Annotated in this window: 22 protein-coding genes and 1 tRNA gene; 4 read left to right on the top strand and 19 right to left on the bottom strand. The window is 34.5% G+C overall.

Going from position 1 to position 17,872, the window contains the following annotated elements:
- Positions 1 to 4 precede the first annotated feature (4 nt).
- The 3 genes from ACYQZV_RS03675 to fabZ are packed head-to-tail and all read right to left on the bottom strand — an operon-like array spanning position 5 to position 2,080.
- On the bottom strand, positions 5 to 613 hold the full coding sequence (locus ACYQZV_RS03675) for a methyltransferase domain-containing protein (RefSeq protein WP_459893315.1): 609 nt from the start codon (positions 611 to 613) through the stop codon (positions 5 to 7).
- The gene (locus ACYQZV_RS03680) at positions 606 to 1,595 is read right to left on the bottom strand and encodes a lipoate--protein ligase family protein (RefSeq protein WP_459893317.1); all 990 of its coding nucleotides are present in this window, start codon (positions 1,593 to 1,595) and stop codon (positions 606 to 608) included. The genes ACYQZV_RS03675 and ACYQZV_RS03680 overlap by 8 nt, the downstream gene beginning before the upstream one ends.
- A gap of 38 nt (positions 1,596 to 1,633) precedes the next feature.
- Positions 1,634 to 2,080, bottom strand: coding sequence for a 3-hydroxyacyl-ACP dehydratase FabZ (gene fabZ, locus ACYQZV_RS03685; protein WP_459893319.1), 447 nt, complete (start codon positions 2,078 to 2,080; stop codon positions 1,634 to 1,636).
- A 142-nt stretch (positions 2,081 to 2,222) separates the two neighbouring features.
- Between fabZ and ACYQZV_RS03690 the strand changes: the two genes are divergently transcribed.
- Both ACYQZV_RS03690 and ACYQZV_RS03695 read left to right on the top strand, forming a co-directional pair.
- On the top strand, positions 2,223 to 3,410 hold the full coding sequence (locus tag ACYQZV_RS03690; protein ID WP_459893321.1) for a phosphoglycerate kinase: 1,188 nt from the start codon (positions 2,223 to 2,225) through the stop codon (positions 3,408 to 3,410).
- A complete protein-coding gene (locus ACYQZV_RS03695) occupies positions 3,407 to 4,915 on the top strand; it encodes an NAD(P)H-hydrate dehydratase (protein ID WP_459893323.1) in 1,509 nt (502 codons plus the stop codon). The genes ACYQZV_RS03690 and ACYQZV_RS03695 overlap by 4 nt, the downstream gene beginning before the upstream one ends.
- Here ACYQZV_RS03695 and ACYQZV_RS03700 read toward each other — a convergent pair.
- From ACYQZV_RS03700 to ACYQZV_RS03715, 4 genes are all read right to left on the bottom strand, one after another.
- Entirely contained in the window at positions 4,869 to 5,348 is a 480-nt protein-coding gene (locus tag ACYQZV_RS03700; protein WP_459893325.1) for a hypothetical protein, read from the bottom strand. The genes ACYQZV_RS03695 and ACYQZV_RS03700 overlap by 47 nt on opposite strands.
- Positions 5,345 to 5,983, bottom strand: coding sequence for an NAD(P)H-dependent oxidoreductase (locus ACYQZV_RS03705; RefSeq protein WP_459893327.1), 639 nt, complete (start codon positions 5,981 to 5,983; stop codon positions 5,345 to 5,347). Before ACYQZV_RS03705 ends, ACYQZV_RS03700 begins: the two co-directional genes overlap by 4 nt.
- A 32-nt stretch (positions 5,984 to 6,015) precedes the next feature.
- A tRNA-Leu gene (locus ACYQZV_RS03710) sits at positions 6,016 to 6,099 on the bottom strand.
- Positions 6,100 to 6,188: 89 nt separating this feature from the next.
- Complete coding sequence (locus tag ACYQZV_RS03715) at positions 6,189 to 6,626, bottom strand: Hsp20/alpha crystallin family protein (protein WP_459893329.1); 438 nt, start codon at positions 6,624 to 6,626, stop codon at positions 6,189 to 6,191.
- Between the two features lie 167 nt (positions 6,627 to 6,793).
- Between ACYQZV_RS03715 and ACYQZV_RS03720 the strand changes: the two genes are divergently transcribed.
- Complete coding sequence (locus tag ACYQZV_RS03720; protein ID WP_459893331.1) at positions 6,794 to 7,249, top strand: YqaA family protein; 456 nt, start codon at positions 6,794 to 6,796, stop codon at positions 7,247 to 7,249.
- Here ACYQZV_RS03720 and ACYQZV_RS03725 read toward each other — a convergent pair.
- The 12 genes from ACYQZV_RS03725 to ACYQZV_RS03780 form a co-directional block, all read right to left on the bottom strand.
- The gene (locus ACYQZV_RS03725) at positions 7,246 to 7,491 is read right to left on the bottom strand and encodes a hypothetical protein (RefSeq protein WP_459893333.1); all 246 of its coding nucleotides are present in this window, start codon (positions 7,489 to 7,491) and stop codon (positions 7,246 to 7,248) included. The two genes, ACYQZV_RS03720 and ACYQZV_RS03725, sit on opposite strands and share 4 nt — an antisense overlap.
- Positions 7,492 to 7,494: 3 nt before the next feature.
- On the bottom strand, positions 7,495 to 8,559 hold the full coding sequence (locus ACYQZV_RS03730; protein WP_459893335.1) for an ATPase, T2SS/T4P/T4SS family: 1,065 nt from the start codon (positions 8,557 to 8,559) through the stop codon (positions 7,495 to 7,497).
- Between the two features lie 172 nt (positions 8,560 to 8,731).
- Positions 8,732 to 9,343: a hypothetical protein gene (locus tag ACYQZV_RS03735; RefSeq protein ID WP_459893337.1), complete on the bottom strand. Its 612-nt coding sequence runs from the start codon at positions 9,341 to 9,343 to the stop codon at positions 8,732 to 8,734.
- A gap of 9 nt (positions 9,344 to 9,352) precedes the next feature.
- On the bottom strand, positions 9,353 to 10,441 hold the full coding sequence (locus tag ACYQZV_RS03740; protein ID WP_459893339.1) for a hypothetical protein: 1,089 nt from the start codon (positions 10,439 to 10,441) through the stop codon (positions 9,353 to 9,355).
- Positions 10,441 to 11,238, bottom strand: a complete 798-nt coding sequence (locus ACYQZV_RS03745; RefSeq protein ID WP_459893341.1) for a hypothetical protein — start codon at positions 11,236 to 11,238, stop codon at positions 10,441 to 10,443. The genes ACYQZV_RS03740 and ACYQZV_RS03745 overlap by 1 nt, the downstream gene beginning before the upstream one ends.
- Before the next feature lie 45 nt (positions 11,239 to 11,283).
- Entirely contained in the window at positions 11,284 to 12,264 is a 981-nt protein-coding gene (locus ACYQZV_RS03750; protein ID WP_459893343.1) for a hypothetical protein, read from the bottom strand.
- 6 nt (positions 12,265 to 12,270) lie between these two features.
- Positions 12,271 to 13,344: a hypothetical protein gene (locus ACYQZV_RS03755; RefSeq protein WP_459893344.1), complete on the bottom strand. Its 1,074-nt coding sequence runs from the start codon at positions 13,342 to 13,344 to the stop codon at positions 12,271 to 12,273.
- Between the two features lies 1 nt (position 13,345).
- Positions 13,346 to 14,089 carry a hypothetical protein gene (locus tag ACYQZV_RS03760; protein ID WP_459893346.1) on the bottom strand — a complete coding sequence of 248 codons (744 nt, stop codon included), beginning with the start codon at positions 14,087 to 14,089 and terminating at the stop codon, positions 13,346 to 13,348.
- Positions 14,086 to 15,552, bottom strand: coding sequence for a type II secretion system protein GspD (locus tag ACYQZV_RS03765; RefSeq protein ID WP_459893348.1), 1,467 nt, complete (start codon positions 15,550 to 15,552; stop codon positions 14,086 to 14,088). The genes ACYQZV_RS03760 and ACYQZV_RS03765 overlap by 4 nt, the downstream gene beginning before the upstream one ends.
- The gene (locus ACYQZV_RS03770; RefSeq protein ID WP_459893350.1) at positions 15,549 to 16,175 is read right to left on the bottom strand and encodes a coiled-coil domain-containing protein; all 627 of its coding nucleotides are present in this window, start codon (positions 16,173 to 16,175) and stop codon (positions 15,549 to 15,551) included. The genes ACYQZV_RS03765 and ACYQZV_RS03770 overlap by 4 nt, the downstream gene beginning before the upstream one ends.
- The gene (locus tag ACYQZV_RS03775; protein WP_459893351.1) at positions 16,163 to 16,525 is read right to left on the bottom strand and encodes a hypothetical protein; all 363 of its coding nucleotides are present in this window, start codon (positions 16,523 to 16,525) and stop codon (positions 16,163 to 16,165) included. The genes ACYQZV_RS03770 and ACYQZV_RS03775 overlap by 13 nt, the downstream gene beginning before the upstream one ends.
- On the bottom strand, positions 16,513 to 17,166 hold the full coding sequence (locus tag ACYQZV_RS03780; protein ID WP_459893353.1) for a hypothetical protein: 654 nt from the start codon (positions 17,164 to 17,166) through the stop codon (positions 16,513 to 16,515). The genes ACYQZV_RS03775 and ACYQZV_RS03780 overlap by 13 nt, the downstream gene beginning before the upstream one ends.
- An 88-nt stretch (positions 17,167 to 17,254) precedes the next feature.
- Between ACYQZV_RS03780 and ACYQZV_RS03785 the strand changes: the two genes are divergently transcribed.
- Entirely contained in the window at positions 17,255 to 17,869 is a 615-nt protein-coding gene (locus tag ACYQZV_RS03785; protein ID WP_459893356.1) for a type II secretion system protein, read from the top strand.
- Positions 17,870 to 17,872 lie beyond the last annotated feature (3 nt).

Here is a 17,872-nt window from a genome sequence, read left to right on the forward strand (position 1 = left end):
GTCTTCACACCTCTAATAAAAATGATAACACAATAAAGCAAGGATTTTCTATTTTTACTAATATATCTTTTATTTGTGATTTACTAATGAAATTCTTTGCATATACTCTTTTTGGTTTCCCAGTGTTGTTTATAAATTTAAGTAGTTCTAGATTTGTAAATTTTATAGGGTGTAAAGTTTTTTCTAGCACTTTTATGTTTTTTGATTTTAAAAGCTCCAAAACTGTATTTTCTTCTGGAAAATCGTATATCCATCCTTCTAAGCTTCCTTTTATTGGGAAAGAGCAAGCCACATATCGCTTTGATACCCTTATCATTTCTTTTATAGATAACTCTACATTACAAAGATGTATTGCGAAATTGCTAATTGTCAAATCAAAGCTTCTATCCTTAAATGGTAAGCGTTCTGCTTCTCCTACTATAAAATGTTTATGGTAAGTTTTTAGATTTTTATCTATATCAATACTTATGCAGTCATAAAAATATTTACTTAGAAAACCAGTGCCTGCCCCCACATCTAACACTGATTCATACTTTAAGTTTTTAACAATATTAAAAAGGTACTCGGCATTATGTTTTTGGATTACTGCGTATTTTTCATAATTTTTATTCATTTAGGGCTTTTAAAATAAGGTTAGTTAAATCTTCATAAGTCATAAAAGATATATTGACGTTGTTTTTACTAAAAAACTCCCTTATTCTTTGAGGTATTTCATCGATGTATGAAAATTTCAGATAGCTTTCTAAGTCTTTTATAGCGCTTGGTGGAGTGGCGAAAAAATCACCGTTTATCACAATATACTCTAAAAGTTTTTTTGTCTTGTCTATTTTAAAACCTATCTTAAAAGTACCTGCTTTTGTCCTTATTGTTTTTATATCTATCAATTTATCTACATTGTCGTTGGCAAATACCCATTCTTTGGAGTTTAATTCTTTTGAGACTTTTTCTAACATAAGCTCTTCTTCTTCTGTAAGACTACCATCTTCTAAGCCAAATTCTTTAAAGACATCTTTTATAGCTTTTGCAATTTCTTCAAAAGTTGGTGTAAAGTTAAGTTCTTGTTTTAAAGATGTTACCCTTTCTTTTGCAGAGGATATATTTTTGTCTTTAAGTTTTTCGTAAGGTATCTTTAATAGTGATGCCATCTTATCTGGGTCAAAATCTATAAGTATAGTACCTTGGTATAAAAATGCTCCTTCTTGTAAGACACCACCAGTACCAGATATCTTTTTCCCGTTTATCTCAATATCGTTTCTCGGTCTATACTTTGCATCTACTCCAAATTTAGATAAAGCTTTAGCAACTTTTTCACACATATACTGGGAAAGCTCTTCGTAGTTTTTTATGTTAAAATCCTTTAAAGAGGCTACTATTTCCCATCCTATCTGTTCTTTGTTAAAGTATATCGTGCCTCCACCGGTTCTTCTTCTTCCTATCTCTATACCTAAGGACTTTGCAAGCTCTAAATTTACTTCTTGATTAGGGTTTTGATGATAGCCTATTAGTATACATTCTGGATTAAAGCTTAAAAATCTTAAAGTGTTTGGTATTTTGTTTTGGGCTTTTAAAGATAGTAAAACAGAATCAAGGGCCATATGGTAATGCCAAGGTTTGTTAAAAGTGTATAAAACTCTCATTTTTTGATGGATTCAAGCTCTCTAGCGGCTGCCATAAGTATGGCTTCGGCTACTATTTGGTCGTTTACCTTTGCCACTCCTTTCATCTTTGATATAGTTTTTTTAAGAGATATAGTTTCTAGCTCCATTATAAGCTGGTCTCCGGGATAAACTGGCCTTTTAAACCTTGCTTCGTCTATGCCTGCAAATACCACTGCATACTTTCCTATTTCAAGCCCAAGACTTTTTATCATAAGAATCCCCCCTACCTGTGCCATCGCTTCAAGCATATATACTCCTGGCATAAGAGGATAGCCTGGAAAATGCCCTTGGAAAAACGGCTCGTTCATACTTACATTTTTCAGACCTACTATGCGTTTTCCAAGCTCCATCTCAAGTATTTTATCCACTAACAAAAGTGGGTACCTATGTGGTATTATTTTCATAATTTCTAAAACGTCCATATCTTGCCTCCAGCTTAGTTGGATATTTTATTATACCTTACTTTGTAGTTCTGAAGCCATTTAAAATGCCATATTGTTAGTTCTTTTCACAAAAAGCAAAGGTTGAGGTTATAATTAGTATAAATATTATTAGGAGGTGTTTATGCCAAGCAAGAAAACCATAAGAGATGTAGACTTAAAAGGTAAAAGGGTGTTAGTAAGGGTAGATTTTAACGTACCCATAGACAATCAGGGTAATATAGAAGATGATGCTAGGATAAGAGCGGCTATACCCACAATAGAATATTTGTTAGACGCCCAAGCTATAGTTATACTAATGTCTCATCTTGGAAGACCAAAGGGTTTTGATGAAAAATATTCTTTAAAACCTGTGGCAAAGCGCCTTTCAAGGTACATACACAAAGACGTTGTAATGGCTCCAGACTGTGTAGGTAAAGAAGTAGAGAATATCGTTAAAAATGCAAAACCAGAAGATGTGATAATGTTAGAAAACCTAAGATTTCATAAAGAAGAGGAAGAGTGTGATGAGGAGTTTTCTAAAAAGTTGGCTTCTTTGGGAGAGGTTTATGTATCGGATGCTTTTGGTACCTGTCATAGAAAACATGCATCCGTTTACTGTGTACCCCAAATGTTAAAACCAGCTTGTATGGGGTTTTTGTTAGAAAAGGAACTTCTTTACTTTGAAAAGGCTATGATAAATCCTCAAAGGCCTGTGGTAGCGTTTTTAGGGGGAGCAAAGGTATCATCAAAATTAAACGTTATAAAAAATCTCTTAAAAAGAGTTGATAAGATGTTTATAGGCGGTGCTATGGCTTTTACATTTATAAAAGCTATGGGTTATGACACTGGTAAATCCCTTGTGGAGAACGACCTTATAGATGTTGCAGAAGACATCATAGACATATCAAAGAAACTTGGTGTAAAGTTTTACCTTCCTGTAGATTTTGTAGTAGGAAAAGAGCTATCAGACAAAACGCCTATAAAAACGGTGCTTTGGCAAGAGATACCACAAGATTATATGGGATTAGATATAGGACCCGTTTCTATAAATTTGGCAAAAGAACTAATTGGTACTGCTCAAACAATAGTATGGAATGGTCCCATGGGTGCTTTTGAATACGAGAGGTTTAAAGACGGTACATTAGAAGTAGCTAGGGCTATAGCTCATTCTCAGGCCCTTTCTATAGCAGGTGGTGGGGATACTGACCATGCTATCATAAGAGCGGGTGTTATAAATGCCATAGATTTTGTTTCCACTGGTGGCGGGGCATTTTTAGAGCTTTTAGAAGGAAAAGAGCTTCCTTGCATATCTGTTTTGGATGACAAATGATATACATACTAACACCTCAGGAGATGGCTCTTGCAGACAGATGTACCATAGAAAAGGTTGGTATACCTTCTTTAGTGCTTATGGAAAATGCCTCAAGGGCTATAGCAGATTTCGTTTATAGTTTAAGACCAAGAAATGTGCTTGCGGTGGTGGGTTCTGGTAACAATGGTGCCGATGCTTTGGGGGCCTTAAGATGGCTTTCTCAAAAGGGTATAGATTGCGATTTTATAACTATTAAAAGCCAAAAACAAACAGAGGAGTTTAAAATACAGTCTTCTATTTTAGAACATCTAAATATAAAACCCCTTGAGGGCTTCCCTGAAAAACGATACGATGTAATAATAGATGGTATTTTTGGCACCGGTTTTAACCCCCCTTTAAAAGATGAGCTTATCCCTTATATAGATTTTATAAATAACTCTGATTCTACAATAGTAGCGGTGGATATTCCATCTGGTATTCCTTCTGATAAGTTTGTAAAAGCCCATTACACTGTTACTTTTGCTTATCCTAAAACTTATCATATACTGTATCCATATTCAAAGTATGCAGGAGAGATACGTGTAAAAGATATATCTATACCGGAAAATTGTGTGCCAAATAAATCAAGAATACTCTTAAGTATAAAAGATGTAAAACCACTTTTGCCAAAAAGAGAATTGGATACTCACAAAGGAAATGAAGGCAAGATTCTTTTGATAGGAGGCAATGGCCCTTATATAGGAGCTATAAGCATGAGCGCAAAGGCGGCTACAATGGCTGGGGCTTCGCTTGTCTACGCTGGCATACCAAAAGAGCTTATGTTAAGTGTTTCAAATTATTTGATAGAGCAGATAAAAATCCCACTTCCATCAAAGGATTTTTATATAGAGTCTTTAGACGGTGTAGATTTAAGTCAATTTGATGCGCTAGCTATGGGTATGGGTTTTGGTGTTTATGAAAAAGGACTTAACATAATAGAGTATATTTTGACTAATTTTAACAAACCTATACTTTTAGATGCGGATGCTTTAAATACGATATCTTATTACAAAGTTTTTGAGCTTTTAAAAAAAGAAAATATAGTAATAACACCCCATATAGGAGAGTTTTCAAGGCTTACTGGTATATCTAAAGAAGATGTTATAAAAAATCAGATAGATTTATCTTACGAGTTTCATAGAGATTACGGTTGTTCGGTGGTTTTGAAGGGAGCCATAACCACTGTTGCCACAGAAGGGAAGGTATATGTATCTACAAGGGGTATGCCTGCTATGGCAAAAGGGGGTACTGGTGATGTGTTAAGCGGTATATTGAGTGCTTTCTTATCCAAGATGTCTATATCAAAAGCTTTGAAACTGGGTGTATTTTTACACGGTATAGCCGGAGAGATAACGGCTAAAAAAGGACATGTGGAATCTTTTAGCACACTTGATATGATATCTAACATAAAATATGCCTTTAGATATATAGAACAAGCTAAAGATAACGAGGTATCTTCTCGTTTACATATTGAAAATACATAAGATGCCTTAGGAGCTTATCCAAAGAATCCAATATAAAATCTCTTGAAAAGCTTTCTTCCAATATGGCTTTTTCTATATAGCTTGCTAAGCTACCAACAAACTCTTGGACAGATAAATTGTCTATATAAGTATCTTCTATAAAAAACGGGACGCCTGCTTCTAAATAAGGTATAGATAAATTAAACATAGACAACACTTCAGATGATATGAGAAATATATGCTCTTTTGTGTATTTATCTATGTTTTCATCCATCATACCTATTAGAGTATAGGATAGCCCTAAAGTATCCATGAAAAGGTCGTAAACGGCGTTTAGGAAATCATAAGTTATTCTATTTTCGCTTATAAGTAATACACTCAAAGCTTTTTGTTGTTCTTTTAGGTTTTGTTCTAAGCGCTCCATTATAAGGAATACCGGGAATCTATTTATCATCTGTATTCCACAAGTTGTTCTATTGGAAGTCTATATTTTTTAGAAGGTGGGTTTACTCTGTAGCCAAAAGCCACAAACATGGATATCTCATAATCTTTTGTATCAAGACCCAATATTTCTTCTACCTTATCCTTTTCAAACCCTTCTATAGGGCACGAGTCTATGCCTATCATCGCAGCTACACTCATCATATTTGTAGCAGCTATATAACACTGTTTTGCACTCCAACAAGCTAATGCTTTATCGTCAAGCTGGTTTACGAAGTTTTCGTAGCGTTTTATGGCCTTCTCTCTTAGCTCTTTATCTGGAAAAATATCGCTTTTCCTTTCATACATAGGCCTATAATAATCTGGATTTTTTAGAAAAGATTTTTTGGCAAGATAAGCAACAAGATGGCTACACGTAGTAATCTGTGGTTGATTCCAGCAAACAGGCTTTAACTTTTCCTTTAAATCTTGGGATGTTATAACTAAAAATTTCCAATGCTCCATTCCAAAAGAAGATGGTGACAACCTTCCTATCTCTAATAGAAAATCAAAATCTTCCTTTGAAATTTTCTTTTTATCGTCGAAAAGCTTACAGGCGTGCCTTTCGTAAAAAGCCTTTAGTATATCATCTTTAGAAAAATTCATCATAAGCACCTCAAGCAAAATAAATAAAAACTATATGCCGGAGGCGGGACTCGAACCCGCACCCTCTTGCGAGGACTACCCCCTCAAGATAGCGTGTCTGCCAATTTCACCACTCCGGCTATCCATATATATTATATACCAAAATCCTTAAAAATGAATAAAATAAAAAAGGGCCGATACGGCCCTTTTTCTATATGCTTGCTGAGTGTTAAGCTATATCTATCTTTGTGCTTTGAGATTCTTCTTTCTTAGGAAATCTTATTTCTAGTACACCATCTTTGTACTCAGCTTTTGCTTCTTGAGTCTTTATATTTTGAGGAAGTGTTATCATTCTTTCAAATTTACCGTATACGCGTTCTACTTTGTGGACAGCTTCGGTGTTTTCTTCTTTTTCTTCCTTCTTTTCGCCTTTTATGTAGAGAACGTTGTCTTTTACGCTCACTTCTATATCCTCTTTTTTAACGCCGGGTACCTCAGCTTTTACTACCACCTCTTTGTCAGTTTCATAAATATCTATGGCTGGTACCACAGCCATATCTGTACCGCTGTAAACGGTAGGCAACAAATTTTGGAAAAGGTTGTCAAACTCTGCCTTTACCTTTTCCAATTCACTAAATGGATTCCAAACTGCCAAACCTTTTCTCATAGCTCTTACCTCCTTTCAAAGTTTTCTAAATATAAATATAATTCTTTTGGAAAATTTGTCAAGTATTTTGATAGATTATTTGATAGAAATATACTAATATTATTGATAACGTCTTACTCAAGCTATTTAAAAGTTTTAGGATTTTAAAAGTAGTATAATGAGACTTTGTGAGTATTCAAAGTTATATATTTGAGTTTGTTAAGCATTATGGTTATGTTGGGGTATTTGTTGTAGGTTTTACCCAAAGCATCATACAGCCCGTTCCAGTCTTACCTTTTATGCTTGTAAGTCAAAAATTAGACTTAAACCCTTGGATGATAGGCGTAGTAGGGGTTATTTCAAACGTGTTGGGAGCTATAGTATCTTACTGGCTTGGATTTTTTGCTGGCGATAGATTTGTAAAAATGTTTTTATCCCAAAAACAGTATATAAAAGCAGAAGCTTTGTTTAATAAATATGGAATATTTGCAATACTTATAGGAGAACCCTACAAAGCTATATGCTGGATGTCTGGCATTTTAAAGTTTCCTTTTTACCGATTTATAATAGCTACCTTTATATCAAGGGTATTGCATACATTGATATATATATTTATAGGACACGTTGTTCAAAAAATCTTTTAAACTTGTTTATAAAGTTCTTCTATATTTATTGGTTCCTTAAAAGCCCCACTAAGTTCAAGTACGTATATGTCTCTTAATACTTTAAATTTATCTAAATCAGGAAAATCTTGCATAATCTCAAAAGCTTCCAGCAAATCTAACCCTTTTGTTCTTTCTTTTAACTCTTTTAAAAGCCTAAAAAGCTCGTCTTTTGACATTTCTATGGTAGTATACTTTCCTTTCACAAATATTTTGTCTTCCATAGCTTACTCCATAGCTCTTAATCTTATATAGTTGAATTCTTCTTCGTCTATTTCTCTATTTTGAAGGTATAATTTAGCGGTTTGAGTGAAAGTTATTGAAAATCCTCCTTGAATCTTTCCTTCTTGCCTAATTCTTTCTATATCGTTGAAGTTTCCATCCGCTATCATAGTTCTTATGGGTTTGTTGGGGACTAGTATATCATATATAGGTAAAAACTTTTTAGCTTTTGAGCGATATAAAAATTGAGATATTATAGCTACTATCTGAGAGCTAAAAAGACCTAAGAGCTCTTTTGAGCCAAATTGGTTTAGCAATGAAAAAGTAGCGCTCACGCTCTTTGTGTGTAAAGTGGAAAATACCAAGTGACCACGGGCAGCCATATCAAGAAGAGATATTATTTCATCTTCTGACCTTACCTCACCAAACAGTATAATAGAAGGGTCGCTTCTTAGGGCTATCTTAAGAGCATGCTGAAAGTTTTTAACCTGTGTTGGTATGTTAAATTGTCTTACAGTGGCTTTTCTATATAAAAATCTATATTCAACAGGATTTTCAAAGGTTAATATAACAACGTTGTGAATATCCGATAAGAAACCTATTTCGGCGGCTATAGATGTAGATTTACCAGAAGTTGTACCACCAGTATGCACTACTACACCACTCCTTGCATCTTTCATAAAATTAACAACTTCTTTTGGAAGTCTAACCATTTCAATGGAAGGAAGCTCATAAGACAGTATTCTAATAGCCATCCCAAGGCCTTCAAGAGATTCTGCCACCGATACCCTATAAAGACCGTAGTTTTTTATGGCAAAAGAATATTCAAACGTAGAATACTCAGCCATTATATCACGCCAGTTCTTTTCATCTGATGTTAGCTCTATGATTTCTATGACATCGTCAGTGTTAAGCCTATGCATGCCAGGTATAATGGCGTATCTTTTGGCTATACCGTATCTTGGGATGTAGTTTGCTATAAGCTGGAAATCGGTGGCACCAAGCTCCTTTCCTTTTTCAAATATATCCACAAGTTTTGACGGTATATCTTTTATTTCCAATGTTTTCATATTTTTAGTATAACATAAGACATACTTGTCATGAGCTTGTCAATTGCGCATATTTTGAATAAATTATAAAAGACCTATTTAAAAATATCTAACCACATACGCAAGTATAACTGATAAAACTACCAATGGTGCAGTGGCCTCGCAAGAGGCCTATTGGAATGCATGTTATCTTCTAACCACAGATAAAAGTACAACTGATGAAACTACCGATAGCACAGGGGTCTCCCATACTGCTAACAGAGTGAGCGGTATTAGTACCATAAGGCGAGTTATATTTGTATGGTAAAGGCGATGAATATGGTATGGCGCCGTTGTTTGTGAGGTTGTAATAACATTGCACACATGTGTTTGATTGCAATCCTGATATAGAGCTATAAAGTATATATTCACCAAAAGAGCTTGAAGATTGGCAAGAAAATGGAGTAGAGTAACCTTTTATTAAAGATACCGACCCTGTTAATGAGGGTAAAAAACTCCAAGCTTGATTAAAATCGTTTGGATTTGGACAGTTGTTTTGAATGCTAAGCCATCTTACGTTTTCGCAGGCGTTTATAAAAGCTTGCTCGTAGGAATCTTTGTAAAAGCTTACAATACTTTGTATAGAGTTTGTAGTGCTCACATTGCTTAATGTTTTGTTTGGTAAACTTGAGATTATATGGTAAGTAGAAGTGTGTGGGTTAGGAGGTGTGTTTACAGCATGATAAAGTGGAACTGTGCTTGAAACCAGATATAGTACATAACTCATTATGGCTATTATTAGAAACGCCACCGTTATAAAAAGCATGAAAACCTCTTACGGATATGTAAATTGAAGATAACAGTAAGGATACCCTGATTGTACACAAGAGGCATTTGTATTGCTTAATGTGATTACCCCTGCAAAGGGAGGGCAATTTGTACCGCTTTGGCATTCGTTCATGTAAGAGAAAGACGGGTGTATATCCGCCAGATTGCCTTGTAAATTTGCATAAGGTATTATAGTTAAGGAATTTCCAAAACCATCCACGTAATAGTAGTATGCGATACTTGTAGAGCTTGCTAAACCTATATTTGTAAGAAGCGTAGTTATGCTGCAATTTTGAGATAAGCTGATGTTTGTACAAGAGTTAGAACAAACGCTTGGGTTTGGCGTGCTTTGGCATAGCAGATTAGGAGAGTTTGAGCAAGCTTGTAAAATCCAAGGTACGTAAAAATCGTAGCTGGATTCCATACCACCGGTCCATTCTGAGCCATTCCATGTGCAAGAGTTGGCTATTTCTGAGGTTCTTCTTTGTAAAACATAGTTTTTCATAGCTGAAGCAATTTGTTCAAATTTTGATATAGATTGGTTTTGATAATACTGATAGATAGGTGTATAATCTACTATATAAGGGGCTGATATAGGGCTTGCAGGGTTGTTTGCTTGTAATATTGTATAAAATGTGATGCTTGGTATTGATGGTGGTGAAGGATTAAGAAATGTGTAAGATTCGTAATTTGGATTTGAGCAAAAGTCTATGTTAGAAGCCGTAATACTTGGACAGAATATAGATATTGTTGTGCTGTATATGCTTACAGAGCATCCTGCTTGATTAAAAGCGCTTTGTATTGTTTGAGCTATGTTAAGATTTTGGCTTACTACGTAACTAAAACTAATGCCCCCATTTGTATAAGAGATGTTGCACGGTAGTGGTGTAGCTGGGCATGATGTATAACCACAGCTTTGTTCTGCTTGAGCTATGTCCATATATACGTTTAATAAAGCGTTTTTTAGGTTTATGGATTTTATTTGTGATTTTGCAACATCTGTACTTCTGTTAAAAGCTGGGATAAGGTAGTAAATACCTGTGAGCACGGTAGATAAAATAGATAAAGCCAATAGTATTTCTATTATAAACCACATCAGGATTCACTCCAGGTGGGGCAAAAGCTAAGAACTGGCATGTTGATATAGTAAAGCCCATTTGCTGTGCTAGAGTTTGTGCTAGACCCAAAAAAACAAGATGCACTTATAGTATAGCAAGTACTAGCGCTATCACCTGTGGGACACGTAGCCCTTCCGCCTACTACGTTGTTAGAAGAACCTGGATTTGAAAAATCGTAAGAGCAAGAAGTGGGTGCAAATACTATAAATTCAGCTTGTAAAGATTGATTGCCCTTATGATAGGTACAAGAAGGCATCCATACCGTTCCGGAAGAGCCGCTAACAAATTGACCATTTTGATAACTTGCAGATACTAGCACAGTTTGGTATTGCATGGTGGTATAATCTTCTACACTAAAACACGTAGAGGAATTGCCTATTGGAAAGCAGTAAGTGCTAGAACCCATCACAGAGTTTGTTATAGATGAAAAAGCTATGGTAGATGATATTATGTTGGCATTTCCTATGGTGGTAGATATGTTATTTATATTTGGATTTGCCAATGGTATAAAGCTGTAAGAGGCTGCAGAATTTGTATAAGAAGATAAAGATTTAAAACAATCTTTTATAATACCTTGACCGTTGTTGCCAGCACCACAAAGGTTATCTATAAGGGTTTTATAAACATCATTTGTTTGATGCATATACATATCTATGTCTGGAGGCACTACATATACCACAGGATAAGCATTTTTATTTAAAAAGAATATTATACCAATGCCTGACAAAAATGTACCTAACTTTATAACCTTTTTAGGCTTTTCATAAAATGCCATATAAATAAAAATATAACATGTAAACAATCAATTTATTATGTTTATTTATCCACCGGCATTCATAATAAAGGAAGACACTTTGTTTATAAGTTCAAAGGCCATTTGGAAATATGGTATTATGAGAAGCATAAGGGGTATTACTATAAGCCCTAAAGCTGCTACGTTTGCTGTAGCTGCTACACCTTCTACAAATACACCCAAATCTCTTAGCTTTTTTTCTGCCAAAGAAAAAAGTGTTTCTCTAAACTTTCCTGTATAAAAAGCACTTTCCAAAGAGGCTATTTCTGTTAGTCTAAGTATAGATGTTAAAGCCTCTAAAAATCCTTCTAAGTTTGGGTCTACAGAAGAAAACGCTCTCTTTATGTTGCCCTTTGAAGTATCTTCCACATAATAGATGATGTCTTCTATTGGTATATTGGCCATATAAAAAAGCCTTGTAGTGTTTAATATCCTAACGCCCTCAAGCTCTTTAAAGATATTCTTCACAATGGGGGTATAATCTGGTTTTACAACTACAAAAAATATGAAAAGTCCCAAGATGAAAAAGTTTATAGGTATAAAAAACTTCATGAGAAAAGGAAGATAGAAAGGAGCTTTGATGAGTTTTGTAGCAAGAAGTGTGGTAGCTATTCTATGAAGCACATAGTCTGACAGGATAACCGTTGCAACAAATGTAAAAATTGGCATAAGTATCATCTGGACCAGTTTTGACTTGGCTTTTTCTATAGCCTCGCTTATATTTTTTAGTTCTTCTAAAATCCTATAAACTGGCAAAGACTTATCTTCTGCGTTTTTTATGATAGTAATAGCTTCGTAAGAAAGGTATGGTTCGTAAACCTCCGATTTTTTCATACCAGAGCTTATGCCATCTATTATATCTTCTAGCTCTGGCCAATTTAAATATTTGTTTACCCTTTGGTATATTTCTTCTACAGATATGTTGGCATACCCAGATTGTACCTCTGCATCGTAAATAATCTTTTCTATCTCTTTTTTTCTTCCTATTTTTTTCAAAAAATCAAACATAACCAGCTATTTTATCAAATATAAATCTATACTTGCATCTAAATCACTAAATTTTTTAGGTTTGTGGTTATTGTTGATTTGCTTTTGAGCCAATATGTCGTTTGGGTTTGTAAGCTTTAAAGATGCTATATAACCGTTGCAATAAAACATTGTCTGTATAAAATTATAAAATGCTTTGTAGCTTTTAATAGTACCTTTAAACTCCAGTTTATCTACGTCGTATAAATTTAAGCCATCTTTTAAAAGCCTTATACCACAGGTCTCTTCGTCTAACGGTGTGATGGTTACTTTGAAATCTGGTTTTAGTTTCATGTTTGACGTTTTAGAGTAGATAGGTACTGGTTTTATTGCTATTAACTTTGAGCCTTTGGCAGGGTATGCAAACCTAAATGTTATATCAAGATTACCTTCTAAGTTTTCATTTTTACCGGGGGCAGCTTTCTCGTCTTTTATAGAGTAATCAATGTTTGAAATATAAGCTGGATAACCGATAGATGAGGTTTGTTCTATGGCATATGCTATCTGATAAAGGGCGTCCTTGGTAAAAGATTTCATGATAGAAGTTCTTTGTTCAGGAGTGAGAGTTTTACCCATTGGTGGTGGAGGGGGTTTGCCAACAACGGCTGGTAATTCTTTAGTTTTGTGGCTTTTAATGTAAAAATATACAATACCACTAAAAATTATAATACCCCACATTATGATGATAGCTATAATTTGTTTATTCTGATACCAAGGAGGGCCGTATAATTTTTTTATTTTTTTTAGAGGCTCTTTTATTATAACAACTGGTTCTCCTAAGTATTCGGTGGCTATATAACTTTCCGGGTCTTGATCTGTAATAAGTTCTTTTTCATTGATTTGAATTCTATCTCCGGCTATTACGTATTCATAATATTTTTTCTTTTCTGGGACTATTCTTACGGCAAGGTTTATGCTATTTTCTTGCATGTATACAATATCATATAAATAATCTTTTAGTTCTTTAATATCTATACAATAGTATCTAACTCTTCTGCCATCTTGTCTTTGTATACAAGCTTTGTTTTTTTCGGGTTTTCTTGAAATGCTTACGTTTGGCATATTACTTTGTTTTTTCCCAATAAACTTGATTTTGAGTTACTACAAGCTTATAGTTTCCTTGGGTAAAACCATTTGTATAGACCTGGCCACTCGGAGAAATGGCATAGCACCCATTTGAACATATTATCATAGAAACTTCAGGTAAAGGCGGTGGTACAAGAGCAGAGCCCAGTGGTAAATTTGTACTATTTTCATTTTTACCTATAAGAGTTTTAAGCGGTGGTAAAGGAGTCGGAGGGGGGTTTTGTGAGGATTTTTTAAAAGCTAACTTTTGCTCTTCTTTTATTTTAGCTTCGTTTAACTTGTTTATATAAAAGCTTGCAAAAGCGTTTGAAGGTGGTAAGTTGTTTATTACATTTAAAACTTGGGCTTGGAAATCTTGGTTTTGGCTATTTTGATTGTTTGGTTTGTTTGCCTGATAGGTTTTGACCCTTGAAGATAAAATTTGAAGTCTTATCTTGGTTTTTTGGTACTCTTTTTCAATTTTTCTTATTTTAAAATAAAGCATTACACTACTCATAAAAGCACCAAAAACAAAACCTGCACTTATGCCGACAAGTACACCACGTAGCGATAATTGATTAGGTGGAGTGTTATCTTGTAAGTTTTCTGAAACTTTTTGCTTATTGGACGTTAGCAAGGATTTAAAGTCTTTTGTCTTAAGCTTTTTGAAAAAAATTTTTACTTGTTCTAAGTATTTTTCATAAAATTTCTTATCTGGAGTGGGTGGTTGCTCTGTGTTCATTTTTCACCCAAACCCTCGTAAGTGATGGTAATTATAAATTGCACTTTGTTGGAATATTTGTCTGTGTTGCCAAACAAATACTTTACAAAGGGTATCCTTACTAAAAACGGTATACCAGATTCTTGGTTTTTCTTAAGGTCATAGACAGAACTTATAAGAGCTATCGTTTGACCAGTTTTTAAAACAGATGTTAAAACAGAGTTTTGGGATGAAATTTCTGGAAACTGAATAGGTAGGCTTGTGCCTGGGGTTATGCTTATGTTTTGGGTGGTGATATTTTGAGGTGTGTTTTGAGAGTAATAAACATCCACCATAAGCCTCTTTTTATTCGTAAGTCTTGGTAATATGGTAATGCTTGTGCCGGTGTTGAGATATGATACTATCGGTATATATGCTGGACTAGAGACTACGCCGACTACTGTTGGTGGTATATATATGTTGTATGAGCTTATGTAAGACTGCGTATTAGTAGGTGCATATACTATAGGCTGATTTGGTAATACTGTATAGGTTTCACTGTCGATACTTCTTGTTTTACCGTATTGTTCTAAAGCGTTCAGTAGAGTACTATAGGTACTTCCGCTAATACTTGCCTTAAAAAGAGTATTTGAGGAGTTTATAGTTGTCATAGGTGCATTTAAAGAAATGTTTAAATTTTTTAAGCTGTTAAACAGCGCTTGGATATTTATACCGGTAGAATATTCGTTTAAAAGATTTATAGCTATTATGTCTATCCTTATTTTTATAGGCAGAGATAGTTCTTCGTTTAACTTTTTTACTATAGATTTTACTGTTTTATAATCATTTATAGAGCCAAAAAATGTAAGAAGACCCGTATTTGGATCGTAAGATATCTTTGAGTGTTTATCTTGTAGAAGAGGTGTTATGAGGTTTACAATATTCTGGGCTAAGTTTTCATTGAAGTTAAAGGTTGAACTAGATGTATTTGTGCCTGTGTTTTGTATAGGATTTGTAGAGGTACCACCTAGCATACTGCCACCAGATGAGCTATTGGTGACGCTTTGCCCAAATGTCATGTTGTAGTTGTAAGCTTTTGTGGTGGTCATAGGTATGTTTATTTGAAATACAGCGCTTATGTACCTTCTAACTATTATTTTCCCATTCTTAACTTTGTAGTATAAATTGTTGTAAGCGCAGAAAGTATCTAATATGCTTTTTAAAGTACCTTGCCCATAAAAGCTAACTCTGTCTTGTACGTTGTCTTTTAACTCTATGGGTACTTGGGTGATACCAGACAGATAAGAAAGTACTTGTGGTATAGGGACATCTTTTACATTTAACGTTACAGGTTTTAGTAAAAAAGCGTTTTGGCTGTTTATCATAAAACCTGGTGGTGCGCTGATTTTATTTTTGGTTGTAGCTTTGTAGTTTCCGATAAGATGATAAGAATAAGAGATTGATATAAAAAGCAATATGTTTATAAAAGCTAAAAACCTTTTCATTTACATTTACCTTCTTTTATAGAGCCATTCAGTATACTATAGCCTTTATAACCTGTCCGAAGATTTAATATATGAAGCCAATAAAACCTATGCCCTTCAAGGCCACAAGGCGTAAGACACTGCAACGTATCGCCTTTGTAAGAAGCCCCTATAGCGACAGATTTGATAGAAGGGTATTTGCGAATGTATGACATTGATTTTACGCAAAAATACACATTTTCAGGACCGTTTTTTATAATCTCTTTGGCTGTTTTCCTTTTGTAGGGTTTGCCAAAACCTATGGACTTCTTGGAACTTTCACTTTCTACCACAAGACCTTTTACAGAATGTTCGAGTTTTATACCATTTACTTCTTCTTCTAGTTTTTTTAGCTTTTTAGAAAAAACTTGTTGCTGTTGTTGTAATTTTGTAACGTTTTGCTCTAGATTTTCTACCTTTTCCTTCTCTTTCTGAAAGTTGTTGCTAAGCTCTTTAGTTTTTTTGTTTAAATCCACCACCTTTTTTATAACGCCCACTTGAGACTCCACTATATCTTTAAAAGTAACTTTTGGTTGATAGACGTTTTCCGCGCTTGCTACGCAAGTAAATATAAATATGAAAAGCAAAAATACTATTTTGCCCATAATTTTGCTTGGTTTATAAGATTTTGATAGGATGATGGTACTGAAACGGTATTTTTGGGTGTTTTAGAATTTGTGGTTTTAGTTTTTTGTTTTAGCTCTTGTTCTATGCTTGAGAGTTTAGCGTAGGTTTTCTCTTGTTGCTCTTGTAGTTTTGCCAATGCAGTTTTTAACTCGCTTACTTCTTTGTTTAAATCCATTACCTTCTTTACAACCCCCACTTGAGACTCCACTATATCCTTAAAGGATATTTTTGGAGCATACTCGTTTTGATCATTTGAAGCATGGCAGATTTGTGCGCTTTCTAAAACGCCAAATACCATCAAAACCATAACAAACCTTACCTTGCCCATAACTTAGACCTCTCTATAAGATTTTCGTAATTATACGGTACTTTTATAGTGTTTATACTTTCTTTTTTGTAAATATCTTGCGCTTGCGTTTTAGCACCTACTTGTTGCAATCCAAAAATTACAGTGCTTATATCATGTATTAACGCTTTTTTATTTACAGAGGGATTTACTATTTTTTTGGCTTCTGATAGAGCCATTTCCATAAAATAAAGCGTTTTGTCAAGGTGCGTTTTGCCAATATTTAAGTTAAAGTTTACGCAAGGATTTATAACAGCTTCAGCGGTTTTGTATTCTACCCATATCACACCTTTTACACCTTCTTTTTGGAGAAGCTCTTTTGTATGATTGGCATCGGCTTGGCTATCAAAAACCCCAAACACTACGTCGCCTATGCCATCAAGGGGTGTAAGCCCATTTCTCATAGCTAAAAACTTATAATAGCCTATTTTGTATGAGCTTAAATCCGATGAGTCTATATAAACCCACCACCCAGAAGGAATTACGTAAGACCCGCAAATATTTTCTCTTTTTCTCATCTGCCAACCCAAGAAAAAGCCTTTTTTAAAAATATCCCTACTAACACTATCAAGAGCGTTTATATCAAGAGAATAAGATATAGAGCAAGCAATTATCAAGCACATTAAAGCAATATAGTATCTCCCAAATTTCATATAGATATATTATCGCATACAATATATCTTTTTTCAGGTTTATAATAATTATTACGGTATGAAAAACTTAAAACCAAAAAGTATGCATACTAATAAGCCTCTTGCGAGGCCACTTTTACCGTCAAAAAATGTGCATACTAATAAGCCTTTCAGGCCACTAGCCTTTTCTATCATAGAGCTTTTGTTGGTGCTTACTATAGTTAGTATATTTTTGGGGGCGGTGTTTATAGGGTATAGGACTATACACGCTACTACCAATGAGCAGGAGTATGCTTACAAAGCTAGGACGTTTGTTTTGGGTTTAAAAGATTATTATGATGTATTGGGAGCGTATCCTCAAATATCTTGTACTGACGGAAGTTCGTGGTCTAGTTTAAATGGTGCTCAAGGGACTTGCGATTGGAACTCTCATCCTCCATCAAATCCTGCTAATTGCTGTGCCTTGCTTCATTTTATAGGTCCTTGGGCTATTACATGGTCTTATCTTTCTACTAGCACTTCTTTTGGAATAGTCACTCAAAATATACCAAATGAGTATGTAAGAGCCGTGGCAAACGAGTTTAACTCTTTAGGGCTTTTATGTACTATATCAAGCGCTACAACTTCAGACTATAGCTATCTTAGTTGTACTGCTAACAATGTCCCTACTACACTAACAGCTTTAAACCAATAGTAT

It is taken from the genome of Hydrogenobaculum acidophilum (assembly GCF_054656715.1).